This is a genomic window from Bacillus sp. 007/AIA-02/001, assembly GCF_004634455.1.
Taxonomy (GTDB): Bacteria; Bacillota; Bacilli; order Bacillales; family Bacillaceae_G; genus Bacillus_A; species Bacillus_A cereus.
In genome coordinates this window covers 74,450-89,934 of record NZ_SEIY01000013.1, presented here as the reverse complement: position 1 = coordinate 89,934, position 15,485 = coordinate 74,450, and the positions used below count along the sequence as shown (strand labels likewise).

Below are 15,485 nucleotides of genomic sequence, written 5' to 3'. Positions count from 1 at the left end.
TCTTTCTTATGTTGATAAATATAATATTTTGTATTTCAGTTAAATATTGTATGTTACATTTTATGTAGTAAGCATTTTAAAAGGAGCTGACAACATAATGAATGGAAAAAGAAAAATTTTCACATGTATTTCTATTGTAGGAATCGGACTAGCTAGTTTTTCTAATTCTAGTTTCGCAGCAAGTGTAACGGACAATTCAGTACAAAATTCTATTCCCGTAGTTAATCAACAAGTAGCTGCTGCAAAGGAAATGAAACCATTTCCCCAGCAAGTTAATTATGCAGGTGTTATAAAACCGAATCATGTTACACAGGAAAGTTTAAATGCTTCTGTAAGAAGTTACTACGATAATTGGAAAAAGAAATATTTGAAAAATGATTTATCTTCTTTACCTGGTGGTTATTACGTAAAAGGAGAGATTACAGGTGATGCAGATGGGTTTAAGCCACTTGGAACTTCAGAAGGTCAAGGGTATGGGATGATAATTACAGTATTAATGGCTGGTTATGATTCGAATGCTCAAAAAATCTATGACGGTTTATTTAAAACAGCAAGAACTTTTAAAAGTTCTCAAAATCCTAATTTAATGGGATGGGTTGTCGCAGATAGTAAAAAAGCACAAGGTCATTTTGATTCTGCTACTGATGGAGATTTAGATATTGCGTATTCTCTTCTTCTTGCTCATAAGCAGTGGGGATCTAATGGAACAGTTAATTATTTGAAAGAAGCACAAAACATGATTACAAAAGGTATTAAAGCTAGTAATGTTACAAATAATAACCGACTAAATTTAGGAGATTGGGATTCTAAAAGTTCACTTGATACGAGACCATCTGATTGGATGATGTCACACCTTAGAGCATTTTATGAATTTACAGGTGATAAAACTTGGCTTACTGTTATTAATAATTTGTACGGTGTTTATACGCAATTTAGTAATAAATACTCTCCAAATACAGGACTTATTTCAGATTTCGTTGTAAAAAACCCACCTCAACCCGCACCTAAAGACTTCTTAGATGAGTCAGAATATACAAATGCATATTATTACAATGCTAGTCGGGTACCATTGAGAATTGTAATGGACTATGCGATGTACGGCGAGAAAAGAAGTAAAGTCATTTCTGATAAAGTTTCTTCGTGGATTCAAAATAAAACGAATGGAAATCCTTCTAAAATTGTGGATGGTTATCAATTAAATGGATCTAATATTGGTAGTTATTCAACTGCTGTATTTGTTTCACCGTTTATTGCTGCAAGTATAACAAGTAGCAATAATCAAAAGTGGGTAAATAGCGGTTGGGATTGGATGAAGAATAAGAGAGAAAGTTATTTTAGTGATAGTTATAATTTATTAACTATGTTATTTATTACAGGAAATTGGTGGAAACCTGTACCTGATGATACAAAAATACAAAATCAAATAAATGATGCAATTTATGAAGGATACGATAATTAATTAAATTTGAGAATGGTTACTCAAGAAAGGAATTAGCATACGCTAGTTCCTTTTTAATATTTTGTAAAACATTATCCATTCTAAAATTTGCATAGATATACTTGCTTTTTTCATATACATAGTTACTAATGACTCAATTTTTTCGTGAGAGGAGCGTATTTCTTGGAAAAAGTATTATTTTTCGGAGACCCAGGTATTGATGACTCATTTGCCATTATGTATGGCTTACTGCATCCCGAAATTGAAATTGTCGGTATTGTAACTGGATACGGAAATGTTGAGCATATACATGCTGCACATAATGCAGCGTATATTTTGCAGTTAGCAAATAGACAAGACATTCCTGTCATTAGTGGTGCAACAAAACCACTTACAGAAGAAATTACTACGTACTATCCTGAAATTCACGGAGCAGAAGGATTAGGGCCTATCCATGTTCCAGAAAATGTATTATCTATTCCGATATATAATTTCGGCAGTATTGCTGCGATTCTTATAAAGTACGGAAAAGATTTGACAATTGTTGATGTAGGAAGATCTACCTCGTTAGCAATTGCTTTTAATTTATGGAATGATTTAATGCTAAATGTAAAAGGAATCTATTTCATGGGTGGTGTTTTTTTAGAAGTAGGAAACGTTACGCCGTTAGCAGAGGCAAATGTGTATGGAGATCCTATAGCAAGTAAAATTGTTTTCCATCAAGCAAAGAATTTATTAATATTCCCTTTAAATGTAACAAACAAAGCTGTGTTAACACCAAATGTGTTTGACTATATTCAAGCTAATTCAAAGAATCCATTCCATACGATAATGAAACCAATGTATGATTACTATTTTTCTGCATACCAAAAACTTAATCCATCTATCGAAGGGCCATTGCTTCATGATGTGGTTGCTATAAGTGGATTAGTTAACCAAAGTTTTTTTGAATTTGCGCATCGTACAGTGAATGTAGATACATACGGAGATACGAAAGGACAAACATTTGCTGATTTTCGCCCTAACTCTAAATCTGAAGGAGCCCGTATAGCTTTAGAAATAGATGAACAAAAATTCATTCAAGATTTTATAAAAATCATGTTATAAGCTGTTGTCGAAAAAGGGAATTATTTCACTACGTTGAATATAAAAATATATCCTCTTTATAAAGGAGCTTACAATATTGAATGTCCAGTTAAAGGTTGTTACGAGAGAGAATTGGGAAGATACATTAAAGTTACAAGTAAAAGAAAATCAGTTGAAATTTGTTCCATCCGTAGCAGTTTCGCTTGCTAAAGTATATATAAAACCAGATGGTGACAATGTAGAGTACATACCACTCGCTATATACGATGGTGACCTTATGGTTGGTTTTGTTATGCATGCTGTTGTAAGAGAGACATCAGATATGTATTGGATTAACGGATTTATTATTGATCAATCGCAGCAAGGTAATGGTTATGGAAAAGCAGCATTACAAGAAAGTATTAATATAATAAAAAATACTTTTAAATCGTGTAAAGAAATTAGATTAACAGTACATAAAGATAATATCTCTGCAAAGAAACTATATGAACGATATGGTTTCATATCATTAGGACAGGAGTATGATGGTGAGCAAGTATATCGTTTATTTGTTTAACTATTATGAAGTAAAGGTGTGAAATGAAATATGCAATTTACTGAATTGAAAATTGAAGTATTCATTCCTGAAGAATATATTGAAACATTAAGGGATGAATTAAATAAAATTGGAGCATGTAAAACGGGCGAATATGACCATTGTCTTTCCTATAGTTCAGTGAAAGGATATTGGAGACCTTTAGACGAGGCATCTCCTTTTAATGGAGAAATTGGTCGAATATGCGAAGGGCAAGAATGTAAAGTTGAAATAAAGTGTAAACGAGAACTTGTAAAAGATGCTCTTGAAGTTATTAATGATATGCATCCGTATGAAACACCTATGATTTATATTATACCAATACTAAATGACTATTTTGAGCAACTATACATTGAATAACTAGGAGGAATATCAATTGAAAAGTAAATTCCATCATATTGTACGAGCAGTCATGATAAAAGATGAAAAATTATTAGTTGCTGAATATATTGGCCATCATTATTTTTTACCTGGTGGCCATGTTGAAATTGGAGAATCAGTAGAGAATGCATTAATAAGAGAGTTAAGAGAAGAACTTGGAGTAAACTGTAGTATACAACAATTTTTAGGAGTCATAGAAAATCAATGGCAAGATAAAGAAGTGCTCCATCATGAAATTAATCACATTTTTGAAGTAGAGTCACAAGATTTACATACGGACTTAACACCGAAATCGAGCGAGTCTCATTTAGCATTTCACTGGATAGATTATAATAAAGAAGCCTTAAATCATTATGAAATCATGCCAATGCCTTTAGTGAAGGAATTACTAGAAAGAAAGTTAAGTGATGAACTACTAAATTGTTGGATTAGTAATTTTTAAATCACTTTATTTATAGTAAATACGTCCATCGAATAAATATAAAGAAAATAGGCTGAAAAACAAGGTACATCACCTAGTGTAAGTTCATATTTTGTTGATGTACGCATTTAGTCTATAGTCTTGTTTCTATTTTGTTTACAAAAATATATAAACTTTAACGTTTGGGCGAAATTTATATTTATAAATGGAGGGGTTCGTAATGAATCAGTTTCAACATGAATTACAAACATTAAACCTTAATGATTATCAAACTGGTAATGTTGTGTATTGGGATCAACAACAAAGCCAATATCCATATTATTACATCCAAGGCGATGCACGTCGTTGTGGCGGATGCGGAGGTTGTGGTGGACGCTGTGGCGGTTGCGGCGGTGGCAGATGTGGTGGTTGCGTAGGTTGTGCCGGATGTTTTGGTTGCTTTAATTGCTGGAACTGGTGGATTATTTAAATATAGTACATCATTAATATTTTATATGAAAGAAAGGTGTAAATACTGTTTATACTTTTCTTTCATGCTGTAATTTTGATGTGTATTAAGGGGGATTTATTTGTATACATATGATAAGTTGATTTCTTGGGTAGAGAATATAAAAGAAAAAAATCATAGTTCTGCTACAGCACTTTGTATTATAAAAAATAATAAAGTCGTATTAGAGCATTATAGCGGTTATCACTCAAATACAGCGACTAATAAAAAAGTAACTGCATCTTCGCAATTCAACGTTGCTTCTGCTAGAAAAAGTTATTTAGGATTAATGATAGCGTATGCGCTTTACGAGGGGAAAATAAACTCTATTGATGATGAAGCGATAAAATATTTTAAAGACTTTGATCCTGCATTGCTTGGTAAAACAACGATAAGACATTTAGTAACACATTCACACGGATTAGAAGAAATGAATGACGGGACAATTTTTCGTGAATTTGAACCGGGACAAGCATGGGCATATAGAGATATTAATGTAAGAATGATGACACGTCTTATTTATCAGCTATATAACAAAAGTTTTCCTGAATTGTTAAAGGAGCGTGTTTTTAAGCCTGCTAATTTTCAAGAAACAGGTTGGAGAGTTCAGCGAGATGAAAATTTAGTTGGCGTTGTTAATAATCCAAATGAAGACGCAATTAGTGAAATTGTTACGGTAGATGACGGTACTGAAAAAAATCTGTTTGTCTCAGCTAGAGAATTTGCTTATTGGGGCAATCTTCATTTAAACCAAGGTGTGATAAACGGTAAGCAAATTGTTCCAAAAGAAGTTATAAAAATCGCTACGAGTTTGCAGAGTCCAACATATGTAAATAAAGAGCTACCACAAAATGGCTTGTTTTGGTTCGTTCAAAATGAACCTGCACAATTAAGCGAACTTGGTGAACGTGTTCCAAAAGGGTCATATCAAATATTAGGGATTACTGGACCGACTATTTTAGTAATACCTGAATATAATGTAGTTGTTGCAAAAATGTATAACAAAAGATATAACTACGGCGGTGATAATTACTTATATTATTTACGTGAATTTAGTAATTTAGTCGCTGATACATTTAGTAACGGTAATAGGGCATAATTACTCCTATAACAAAAAGGAGTGATTGTAAGTGAAAGATAAAGTGAACAAAAATAAAAAACAAAATATAAAAGATGTAAATACAGAGCAAAATGCAATTTATAGCGATCCTAAAGATGCAGCTAATATGCAAACTGTACCGCAGCCGAAGGATTTTGATGAAATTGAATATTAATTTTTCATCCGACTATATGATGAATGAAAAATACGTCTTAAGTCTCATCACATATAAGAAATTATTTGATAACATATATACATAAGCATTCGAAAATGGCTTATCTTAACAAAGCTTTCTTTAGAAACATCTGATATAACCTGCAAAAGACACTTCTTTATGAAGTGTCTTTTTGTGTATATGAACTTAATTACCATTTTCCGTACAGTATCTTGCAATTTACGATGGATATACTAACTGTGAAAATCTATGTCAAGATAAAAGAAGGGGACAGTTAGTATGAAACAAACTTCTATAAATCCGTTACTAATTGTTCTAGGTACAATCATTGTTCAAATTGGCCTTGGAACAATTTATACATGGAGTTTATTTAATCAACCCCTTGTAAGTAAGTTTGGATGGAATCTTAATTCAGTAGCGATAACTTTCTCTATAACAAGTTTTTCTTTATCATTCTCAACTTTATTTGCAGCAAAATTGCAGAAAAAATTAGGACTTCGGAAACTTATTGCTACTGCAGGAATTGTTTTAGGACTCGGCTTAATACTTAGTTCACAAGTTTCTTCCTTACCACTCTTATATTTATTAGCTGGTGTCGTTGTTGGTTATGCGGATGGAACAGCTTATATTACATCACTATCTAATTTAATTAAATGGTTTCCAAATCGGAAAGGGCTTATTTCAGGTATATCTGTATCAGCTTATGGAATGGGCAGCTTAATCTTTAGATATATAAACGGAAATCTTATCGATAATCTTGGTGTATCACAAGCATTCTTATATTGGGGCATTATCGTGTTACTTTTAGTATTAATCGGATCGTTCTTCTTACGTGAGGCAATTGTAAGTAATGCTGTAACTGAAACATTGCACAATGACTATACTCCGCGTGAAATGATGCGAACGAAACAAGTATATCTGCTATTTTTTATGTTATTCACCTCGTGTATGGGTGGTTTGTATTTAATCAGTATGGTAAAAGATATCGGTGTACAACTCGTTGGACTTAGCGCAGCAACCGCTGCAAACGCCGTTGCTATGATTGCAATTTTTAATACAGTAGGTAGAATTATTCTTGGGACGTTATCAGATAAAATCGGCCGAATGAAAATTGTCTCTGCAACGTTTATTATTATAGGATTGTCAGTCTTTACTTTAAGTTTTATTCCGCTAAATTACGGAATCTATTTTGCTTGTGTAGCAAGTGTCGCCTTTTGCTTCGGCGGTAATATAACTATATTCCCAGCTATTGTCGGAGATTTCTTTGGATTAAAAAACCATAGTACAAATTACGGGATTGTCTACCAAGGTTTCGGATTTGGTGCGCTTGCAGGATCATTTATTGGAGCGATACTCGGGGGATTTCAACCAACTTTCATTATAATCGGTGTTTTAAGTGTTATTTCCTTCATTATTTCAATATTAATCCGCCCACCAAATGTAGAAAAGAAAAAGGAACTAAAACATTTACATCGGAAATTAGCTTAATTTTAAAAAGAGTCCTCATGTTAGGGCTCTTTTTTATTCCATTAACTTTGCTTCTTTACGAACTTATTAAAGACAGGACAATTTCATTATAAAATTGAATAGATAAGTAAAAAGGAGCGTGACACTTAAAATGAAAATAGTACAGCAGTGGGTACAAGAAGATAGTGATTACATAAGAGAGAAAGTAATTGAATACAATCAAAAATATCTTGCAGATGAAGAAAAAACACCTTCAGAAAAGGTTAGTTTCATAGTAAGAAATGAAAAAGAAGAAATAGTAGGTGGGGTAACGGCAATAACTTTTTGGCACCATGTACACGTTGACTTTCTATGGGTTTCTGAAGAATATAGGCATGAAGGTTACGGAAGCAAGTTAATAAAGCTTATTGAAGAATTTGCAATTGAAAAAGGGTGTAGGTTAATTAATTTAGATTCTTTTAGTTTCCAAGCACCTGATTTTTATAAGAAACATGGATATAAAGTAATTGGAGTAAGTGAAGATCATCCGAAAGGACATAATCATTATTATTTAGAAAAACGGTTAAAAAGTATATAGAATTTGTTAACGTTAGTATTTGAAATACAAATGCAATAAGGGCGAGGTTATTATTAATTTCAGTATTAATTGAATCAATTTTTATACTAAAACTGCAAGAACGTACTTTGGATAATCTTCCTAAGGTACGTTCTTTTTTTATATCAGTAGCCTATTCTTATTAACTCCAACAATAGCGGTAAAGGCAAGACTTAACTAACTTATATATATTAAAAGGAGTTAATGGTAGAATGAATAGAAGGCAGAAAATTCCTTTTATTTAAAATAGAGGAGGTACATATGAAAAAAGTTAATGTTACATACGCGATTTTGTACGATAAAACTAATGAAAAGATCTTAATGGTAAAAAACAAAGGGGAAAATGGTTCTTATTATACATTACCAGGTGGCGCAGTTAAACTAGGAGAAACATTAGAAGAAGCAGTAATTCGAGAAGTAAAAGAAGAAACAGGGTTACATATAAACGTAAACGGGATTTGTTCTATCAGTGAAGCCTTTTTCGAGGAAAGAGATCATCATGCAATTTTCTTTAATTTTCTAGGCGAAATAATCGGCGGGGAGACATATATATCAAGGCCAAAAGAAATCGAAGAGATTACTTGGATGGAATTACATATAGCAGCACCATATTTACGCATACCAGAACATTTACTATATTTATTACAAAAGAAAGAAACAGTACCTTATTTTTTTAACGGAACAATCGTTCATCAATCTTCATAAAAATATTATCTCATGTAAGGCGGGGGAAACATGGAGTTTATCGTTAATCACAAACAATTCACTCAAGCACTTTCAGAAGTCAACAAAGCAATATCAACAAAATCTTTAATTCCTATATTATCTGGTATAAAAATAACTGCAGATCAATCTGGAATTACTTTAATTGCAAGTAACTCAAATATTTTTATTGAAAAATTCATTCCTGTTTCAATTGAAGACGAAAAGATTGCAACTATTTTAAAGGTAGGAACTATTGTTGTACCTGCAAAGTATTTCATTGAAATAATAAAGAAAATGCCAAGTGATATCGCAATAAAAAGTAAGAATGAGCAAACTATTAAGATACAATCAGAAGAAATCACATTAAGTTTAAATGGATTTCCTGCAGATGAGTTTCCGAATGTACCGCTTATAGACAATCATGCAGAAATCAAGGTAGAGACAGAGCAATTGATTGAAGTATTTAAACAAACAGTCTTTGCGGTAGCAAAAAATGAATCTAGACCTGTTCTTACTGGGGTGCATATAGAGTTATCTAATAATAAGTTAATTTGCGCTGCAACTGACTCACATAGACTAGCGATACGCGAAACATTACTTTCCTCAGATGTAAAAGCAAATTGTATTGTACCAAGCGCAACCATTAGTGAACTTCTAAAATTAATGAACAGCAATTCGGAATTCGTATATATCTACCTTTCAGAGAGTCATATTATATTTACGCTCGGAACAACTACATTATATTCAAGACTAATTGAAGGGAAATATCCTAATATTTCTAACCTTATTCCAAATGATTTTAAAACGATTATTAACATAGATAGAAAAAAGATATTACAAGGTGTAGACCGATCAAGTTTATTAGCAAGTGAATGGGCTAATAACAATGTTAACTTAGAAATCATAAACGAATCCACAATTAAAATTTCTTCAAACGCTTCTCAAATTGGGAAAATATCTGAAACGCAACAAATAGATGCGATTCAAGGTGAAAAACAATTAAATATATCTTTCGATGGGCGTTTTATGGTTGATGCTTTAAGAGCAATAAAAGAAGAAACGATTACTTTAAGTTTTGGAGGTTCTATGCGACCGATATTGATTGAAGCAGGAGAGCAATCTGCAGCAGTACATCTTATATCGCCAGTAAGAGCTTATTAAGGATAGAGGAAGGGATTAATAGACAAAGCAGCAATGGTAATCTGAAATACAAAGCAAAATAATAATAACCTGAATATAAAAGCCATAGATTAATCGATATGGGGTGAGTACGATGAAGAAAATAATTGTTTTACTCATTGGTATAGTTTTAATTATTTTTGCTTTTTATCAATACAACAAAAAAGACTATGCAGCTAAAAGTACTAACTTGTATGTAGAAAACTTTAAAGGGGAAAATGATTCAATAAAAATACAATCTGCTATTAATAAAGCAGAGTCTAGTAAAATTAAAACTGTATTGCTTGATGATAAAAAGTATAAAATCACGTCACCAATCATTGTTAAAAAAGGTGTGAAATTATTATTTGGTTATGGATCCCAATTTGTAGTTGAGGGAAACTTTAGAGTTTTAGAACTAGAGAAAAACGCATCCATTGAAGGAGCGTATATAACTATTGACGATCCTAAATTTAACTCTGAAGTTATTTATTTAGACGGTAAAAATAAATATTATAACACTTGGAACAAAACACAAATAAAAGATATAAATATTATCAATTGGACGGAAACGAATAAAGGTACCGGAATTTCTTTATACTCTGCTGGAAAAGAAAATGAAATTTCGTTTGTTAACTTCGAAAATATTAAAGTTGTAGGAATGGAAACTGGACTGAAATTAGTAGCGAAAAAACCGAGCACCGGACAAGCTTGGATAAATGCCAATCGTTTTATGAACTTTTCTTTAGAAGACTGTGTAAATATGATTTATATGGATAGTCAAGTAACTACGCCAAATGAAATTAGTGGGAATCAATTTACAAACCTTCAAATACAGCCTTCAAATAAAACAAAAAGCATTATACAGGTAAGTGGTCAACATAATGAATTTCATGGGATGGTGTGGGATTTAAATAAAATAAAACATGAAAACGAACTCATTGAACTGACTGATAAGAGTATGAATACAGTGGTTGAAATGTCCAGTGTACCAGCAAATAGAGTATTAGATAGTGGGAGATCCAATATAGTGAAATAAGTTTAAATACAGAAAAAAGAGCGAATTCTTTATAAGAGGATTCGCTCTTTTTATATTTTAAAATTAAATTTCCTTCCACCAAGCGGATAAAGGATAGTCTGTAGATTTTAACGTAATAGATTCGCCAATTTGTGGCGTTGTAATTTTAACTCCTAAACGGTTAGCTTCTTTCGTAACACGTTCTATCGGGTCACTCCATTCGTGTAATGCTAACGTAAAAGCACCCCAATGAATCGGAAGAAGTAATTCTCCTTTAACATCAATATGAGCTTGTACCGTTTCTTCAGGCAACATATGAATAGCAGACCACCTCGGATCATATTGCCCGCATTCCATTAATGTAAGATCGAATGGACCGTATTTATCACCAATTTCCTTAAAGTGAGGGGCATAACCGCTATCACCACTAAAGAAAATTTTAGTCTCTTGACCAAGAATAAGCCATGAACACCATAATGAACGATCTCTATCTGTCATACCACGTCCAGAGAAATGCCTTGCAGGCGCACATACTAACTTAATATTATCAAACGTAATTTCGTCCCACCAATTATGCTCACTAATTTTACTAGGTGAAACACCCCATTTAATAAGATATTGTGCAACTCCAGTTGGAACATAAAAGTGTTTTGCGCGATTTTTTAACTGCATAATACTTTTGTAATTCAAATGATCATAGTGATTATGAGAAATGATAATCGCATCAATTTCTTGAAGGTCATCACGTTCTAAAGAAAAAGCACCACTATAACGCTTACTATTAAACAAGGGAAATGGGGAAGAGGCATCTCCAAACATCGGGTCTAATAACAGTTTTTTACCTTCTATTTTCAAAAGAGAAGCAGAATGGCCAAACCATGTAACACTCTCTAACGCTTCATTATCTTTATTTGATAAAACAACAGGCAAATCCTTTATAGGACGCAGCTTTGATTTTATTTTAAAGTAATCCGTCATTAAACTTATAATATCTTTCGGTTTAAAACTCATATCAGTATGAATTTGATTTGTATATTTCTTATTCATTCGTTCTCCTTTTTACGATTAACAATTTACGTATGTTGTTATTGTAGCTATTTGTAGTTTAAACTATATTATTTTACCTTTCATCTAAAATGCCTTGTATTTCATAAATCCGTCAAATTCATTATTTGTATCTATAAAGTACAAATCGCATAGCAGCAGCTAAGACAAATATTAAGTACATGTAAATTGTTTTTATTTAGTAAATTCCTTCTTATACGCAACAAAGAACATATGTTTCATTGTATGTTATAGAAGAAAATATGTCTCTAATAAAAGAAAGGAAGGAGAGGATGTAAGTGCACATAGAGCGAAAAAAGAAATCAAAATGTAAACTATCAAAATCTGAGGTAACGCAGCTATATGCAGAGGGGAAAAGCACCTCAGAGATTGCTACACTTGCTAATGTGTCTGCAAGGTATATTCGTATGGTTTTATCAGACAGCAACGTCCCAAGGCGCGCTATAGGGAGTTGGAAGAGAAAGTATGACATAAAAGAAAATTATTTTAAAACTTGGTCAAATAATATGGCTTATATTTTAGGATTTATAGCAGCTGACGGCGTTATACAAAAAGAAAATCAATGCGTCAGTATATCACAAAAAGAAAGTTATATTTTAGAAGATATAAAAAAAGAATTAAACACCAACCAGCCACTTTATCAAAACAAAAAAACAGACGTATATATGCTAAACATTAATAGCAAAACAATAAAAGACGACCTTATGAACATACATGGAATCATGCCATGTAAATCATTAAATATTAAATTTCCATTCGTGCCTGAAGAATATTTACATCATTTTGTTCGTGGATATTTTGATGGGGATGGTTACGTCAAGTATGAAACGTATACAGTAAGCTTTGTAGGAGGATCATATAGCTTTATGAATTCTTTAAATCAGGTACTACAAAATCACAATTTACCAGCCGATTTACTAAATCAAAATAAACATTATCGCGTCATTTTAACCGGGAGAAAATCAATACAACTATTTTCAAATTGGATTTATAAAGACAAAGATATTTATTTGCATAGAAAATATGAAGAATTTCAGAAAGAAAGTCTAAGTCTAGATCAATTAAAAGATCGAAACCTAAAAAGAACCCAATCTGCTGTTAAGCAGAGAAAACAAAATTTCCTTAAGGAATATATGAAAAATAAATGTATCGCTAAAACTTGTTCCATTTTAGAAATAAAGGAACAAACTTTTAAAAGTTGGTTAAAAAATGATAATCAATTTAAAAAAGACTATGAAAGAATTCATTCATTATAAAAATACAAAAAACCTTAGTATATCTATGCTAAGGTTTTTAATTTGAGATTATTAGAGGATACTTATTTTCGTTTATAGAAGTTAGTAAATACATAAATCTTACAATGAATTTACTAGTAAGGGAGGGGTTATGAAGTGTTTACTAATAATATTCCGGAGAATATATTACATACAGCTTATGAAGCTAAAATGATTTTCTCTGGAGATAATTCGCCATCTATAAAAATAAAAGGAACGAAACTTCAATATTTACTTGTAATGCTTCATCTTGGATCAGTAAAGATTTAGTCTTATTGTTTAATGAAAACGATAAATCTTTAAAAGAATACTTTGCCAGCAGCAGATACTCAAAAGAAATTACTTATGAAGAGTTTTTTATCTGGTGGTATCACTTTTTCTATACAAAAGTAACTGAAGAATTAATAAAACAAGGTGTAATTATAACAAGCACAAAAAAAATCAAACGTACATAATCCATCAATAACTTTAAATTAAAGTGCTAATACACTTTTACAAATGTAGCAGCTAAATCGATAAATAATTATTAGTAAATAGAGGATAATCTGAAATCAAAACCTAACATTAAGAAAATGAAATGTTTAAAGGGGAGAAGAGCCTTGCAAAAGAAATTTATCAATCCAGAAACGATGCCACCAACTTTTGGATACTCGCATGTAGTCGAAGTTACAAACGCTAAACGAACAATTTACATATCTGGACAAGTAGCGATTAACACTGACGGTCAAATAGTTGGAATTGACGATTTAGCTACACAAACGCGACAAGTATTCGAAAATATTAAAAGTGCATTGGAAACTTCGGAATTAAAATTTAATGATGTAGTCAAATTAACATTTTTCTTAACAGATATTTCTCAAATGGCCATTGTGAGAAATATTCGAGATCAATACATTGACACTAATAATCCACCAGCAAGTTCAGCTGTAGAAGTTAGAAAGTTAATTAACGATAACTTATTAATTGAAATCGAAGCAATCGCTGTAGCAAACTAGTTATAAAAAAATATTCGTCATCATAATACAATTCGTTTAAAATGAACAGATTAAACGAATTGTATTTTTATTATTTAAAATCTAATTTATATCCGAAAATATTATTATCAATAGCTAATAAAGCGAATAAATACATAACCAATCACACATTACTAATTCGGTGGAAAAGGGGATCATAATAAACACAACTAAAACTTAGTAAGTTTATTACTTTTTTACAGTTAACATAATATATATTATAGGTAGTTAAAGAAACAAAGAGATATCAGGTATCAAAAGCCAAGTAAACTATACTTAATGAGACGAATCAGAGATTTTTAGTGAGATTCACATGAAATCTTATATAAACAAATTTCTTCAGTTTTTATCGTTTTTATTTGTTATAAATTCATCACAGCAAATTCAAATCAATAATCCATTAATAATTATCGAATCAAAAACATTTTTGATCGACAAGAAATTTTTTATACAGAAAAATTATTTCTATACAAAATATAAATTAATAATTATATTTTATGTTTTACTTTATGAATTTATTGCTATTTGCACACGTTTTACAACTTCACATTATTTGTTGTTATTTCTGTTATTTAGGCTTGACTTTCATTACACTCATTGTTTTTTTATTCTAGTTAACATAACACTTATTTTTAAAATAAAAAAATCCTCCTCACCTTCAGGAAGATTTTTTATTTGCTATTATTTTATTTATATCTTCTAGTAACAATCCCAATTGTAAATGACATTGGAAAAATCTAGATTTAACAGCTCTTCCTTACGTATAAAGAAATTAGCAACCCCAGAATCGCCCCACATAATATTTAATGAATCGTCTGTATCAATTTGCAGCAATAATATGTCATGTTGCTGGTATTTTTCTTCCCATTCTCTCGGATCTGTCTGTGTGAAAAATGGATATCCACCAATTTTATGTCCTTGATCTTTACATAAATCATCATACAGTTCGCCTAATTCTGTATTATTTTCTTCATCAACAATTTCTTCCCAATCAATGTTATCACTAAAAATCATTTCAAATCGATAATCTCTTGGTGTTACTGGTTGATAAGCTAACTCAAAATTCAGTTTTGCTGCTTCAGGTATGATAAAGTCTTCTAATTCTAAAGTGTTTAAATAACTAAAATCAGTAATTACCTTATTTAAATCTTCTATAATTGTAGAATGATAAATAATTCGAAAGTCTTTTTGGATTGTTGGATGATCAAAATCTGCTCCATAAAGCTCATCATCAGCACTTACGAAAAACTGTAACATTCCCTTTTGAGGCATATATTCAACATGCGGAATTTCTTCAAAGTTTAACTGCGCAAGTAGCATCATAGGTTGTCCATTTGAGTCTTTAGGATGCTCTTGATCTATAGGTAAATACGGATAACCACCAAACTTACTCTCAAAAAGTGTTGTCTCTGCTAATGTTCCAGACACTTTAACATACGGTTTTATACTTTCTTCTAAAATACTACGATACTGCTCTAGTTCTGTCGGAATTTGAAGTTGATACGTATTCTTCATCACATTTGCCTCCC

Annotated in this window: 18 protein-coding genes and 1 pseudogene; 17 read left to right on the top strand and 2 right to left on the bottom strand. The window is 31.4% G+C overall.

Translation table 11 applies throughout. From position 1 onward, the window contains the following. Positions 1-97: 97 nt before the first annotated feature. From ES895_RS21745 to ES895_RS21690, 13 genes are all read left to right on the top strand, one after another. Entirely contained in the window at positions 98-1,459 is a 1,362-nt protein-coding gene (locus ES895_RS21745; RefSeq protein ID WP_001013601.1) for a family 8 glycosyl hydrolase, read from the top strand. A gap of 162 nt (positions 1,460-1,621) precedes the next feature. Continuing rightward, positions 1,622-2,545: a nucleoside hydrolase gene (locus tag ES895_RS21740; protein ID WP_000416780.1), complete on the top strand. Its 924-nt coding sequence runs from the start codon at positions 1,622-1,624 to the stop codon at positions 2,543-2,545. 76 nt (positions 2,546-2,621) lie between these two features. Continuing rightward, positions 2,622-3,080, top strand: coding sequence for a GNAT family N-acetyltransferase (locus ES895_RS21735; RefSeq protein WP_001102678.1), 459 nt, complete (start codon positions 2,622-2,624; stop codon positions 3,078-3,080). Between the two features lie 30 nt (positions 3,081-3,110). Continuing rightward, positions 3,111-3,458: a divalent cation tolerance protein CutA gene (cutA, locus tag ES895_RS21730; RefSeq protein ID WP_001160775.1), complete on the top strand. Its 348-nt coding sequence runs from the start codon at positions 3,111-3,113 to the stop codon at positions 3,456-3,458. 16 nt (positions 3,459-3,474) lie between these two features. Next, positions 3,475-3,921: an NUDIX domain-containing protein gene (locus ES895_RS21725; RefSeq protein WP_000836836.1), complete on the top strand. Its 447-nt coding sequence runs from the start codon at positions 3,475-3,477 to the stop codon at positions 3,919-3,921. A gap of 199 nt (positions 3,922-4,120) precedes the next feature. Further along, complete coding sequence (locus ES895_RS21720; protein WP_001071345.1) at positions 4,121-4,369, top strand: heterocycloanthracin/sonorensin family bacteriocin; 249 nt, start codon at positions 4,121-4,123, stop codon at positions 4,367-4,369. A gap of 100 nt (positions 4,370-4,469) precedes the next feature. Beyond that, positions 4,470-5,486: a serine hydrolase domain-containing protein gene (locus ES895_RS21715; protein ID WP_135238635.1), complete on the top strand. Its 1,017-nt coding sequence runs from the start codon at positions 4,470-4,472 to the stop codon at positions 5,484-5,486. Positions 5,487-5,517: 31 nt separating this feature from the next. Beyond that, a complete protein-coding gene (locus tag ES895_RS29400) occupies positions 5,518-5,661 on the top strand; it encodes a hypothetical protein (RefSeq protein ID WP_000653680.1) in 144 nt (47 codons plus the stop codon). Between the two features lie 279 nt (positions 5,662-5,940). Beyond that, entirely contained in the window at positions 5,941-7,149 is a 1,209-nt protein-coding gene (locus tag ES895_RS21710; protein WP_000815135.1) for an L-lactate MFS transporter, read from the top strand. Between the two features lie 130 nt (positions 7,150-7,279). Further along, entirely contained in the window at positions 7,280-7,705 is a 426-nt protein-coding gene (locus ES895_RS21705; RefSeq protein ID WP_000706905.1) for a GNAT family N-acetyltransferase, read from the top strand. A 279-nt stretch (positions 7,706-7,984) separates the two neighbouring features. Next, entirely contained in the window at positions 7,985-8,428 is a 444-nt protein-coding gene (locus ES895_RS21700) for an NUDIX hydrolase (protein WP_000757608.1), read from the top strand. A gap of 30 nt (positions 8,429-8,458) precedes the next feature. After that, complete coding sequence (gene dnaN / locus ES895_RS21695; RefSeq protein WP_098605551.1) at positions 8,459-9,589, top strand: DNA polymerase III subunit beta; 1,131 nt, start codon at positions 8,459-8,461, stop codon at positions 9,587-9,589. A 112-nt stretch (positions 9,590-9,701) separates the two neighbouring features. Next, entirely contained in the window at positions 9,702-10,625 is a 924-nt protein-coding gene (locus tag ES895_RS21690; RefSeq protein WP_000721076.1) for a hypothetical protein, read from the top strand. A 63-nt stretch (positions 10,626-10,688) separates the two neighbouring features. On the opposite strand, the gene ES895_RS21685 is transcribed toward ES895_RS21690, so the two are convergent. Continuing rightward, entirely contained in the window at positions 10,689-11,651 is a 963-nt protein-coding gene (locus ES895_RS21685) for an MBL fold metallo-hydrolase (protein WP_001037071.1), read from the bottom strand. Between the two features lie 296 nt (positions 11,652-11,947). Here ES895_RS21685 and ES895_RS21680 point away from each other — a divergent pair, with 296 nt between their 5' ends. The 4 genes and pseudogenes from ES895_RS21680 to ES895_RS21670 all read left to right on the top strand — a co-directional run bounded on the left by ES895_RS21680 (position 11,948) and on the right by ES895_RS21670 (position 13,938). Further along, the gene (locus ES895_RS21680; protein ID WP_135238634.1) at positions 11,948-12,925 is read left to right on the top strand and encodes an LAGLIDADG family homing endonuclease; all 978 of its coding nucleotides are present in this window, start codon (positions 11,948-11,950) and stop codon (positions 12,923-12,925) included. Positions 12,926-13,060: 135 nt separating this feature from the next. Beyond that, positions 13,061-13,213, top strand: coding sequence for a hypothetical protein (locus ES895_RS29395; protein ID WP_002005131.1), 153 nt, complete (start codon positions 13,061-13,063; stop codon positions 13,211-13,213). Then, positions 13,198-13,409 (top strand): annotated as a pseudogene (locus ES895_RS21675) (hypothetical protein); the annotation flags it as partial. The gene ES895_RS29395 and the pseudogene ES895_RS21675, both read left to right, overlap by 16 nt. Before the next feature lie 133 nt (positions 13,410-13,542). Then, the gene (locus ES895_RS21670) at positions 13,543-13,938 is read left to right on the top strand and encodes a RidA family protein (protein ID WP_001169714.1); all 396 of its coding nucleotides are present in this window, start codon (positions 13,543-13,545) and stop codon (positions 13,936-13,938) included. A gap of 717 nt (positions 13,939-14,655) precedes the next feature. Here ES895_RS21670 and ES895_RS21665 read toward each other — a convergent pair. Further along, on the bottom strand, positions 14,656-15,471 hold the full coding sequence (locus ES895_RS21665; protein ID WP_000799821.1) for a YwqG family protein: 816 nt from the start codon (positions 15,469-15,471) through the stop codon (positions 14,656-14,658). Positions 15,472-15,485: the final 14 nt, after the last annotated feature.

Excerpts from the sequence above, each read along its gene's own strand:
- ES895_RS21745 (WP_001013601.1), top strand. The coding sequence starts at position 98 with ATGAATGGAAAAAGAAAAATTTTCACATGTATTTCTATTGTAGGAATC.
- cutA (WP_001160775.1), top strand. The coding sequence starts at position 3,111 with ATGCAATTTACTGAATTGAAAATTGAAGTATTCATTCCTGAAGAATAT.
- ES895_RS21720 (WP_001071345.1), top strand. The coding sequence starts at position 4,121 with ATGAATCAGTTTCAACATGAATTACAAACATTAAACCTTAATGATTAT.
- ES895_RS21710 (WP_000815135.1), top strand. The coding sequence starts at position 5,941 with ATGAAACAAACTTCTATAAATCCGTTACTAATTGTTCTAGGTACAATC.
- ES895_RS21705 (WP_000706905.1), top strand. The coding sequence starts at position 7,280 with ATGAAAATAGTACAGCAGTGGGTACAAGAAGATAGTGATTACATAAGA.
- ES895_RS21700 (WP_000757608.1), top strand. The coding sequence starts at position 7,985 with ATGAAAAAAGTTAATGTTACATACGCGATTTTGTACGATAAAACTAAT.
- dnaN (WP_098605551.1), top strand. The coding sequence starts at position 8,459 with ATGGAGTTTATCGTTAATCACAAACAATTCACTCAAGCACTTTCAGAA.
- ES895_RS21690 (WP_000721076.1), top strand. The coding sequence starts at position 9,702 with ATGAAGAAAATAATTGTTTTACTCATTGGTATAGTTTTAATTATTTTT.
- ES895_RS21685 (WP_001037071.1), bottom strand. The coding sequence starts at position 11,651 with ATGAATAAGAAATATACAAATCAAATTCATACTGATATGAGTTTTAAA.
- ES895_RS21665 (WP_000799821.1), bottom strand. The coding sequence starts at position 15,471 with ATGAAGAATACGTATCAACTTCAAATTCCGACAGAACTAGAGCAGTAT.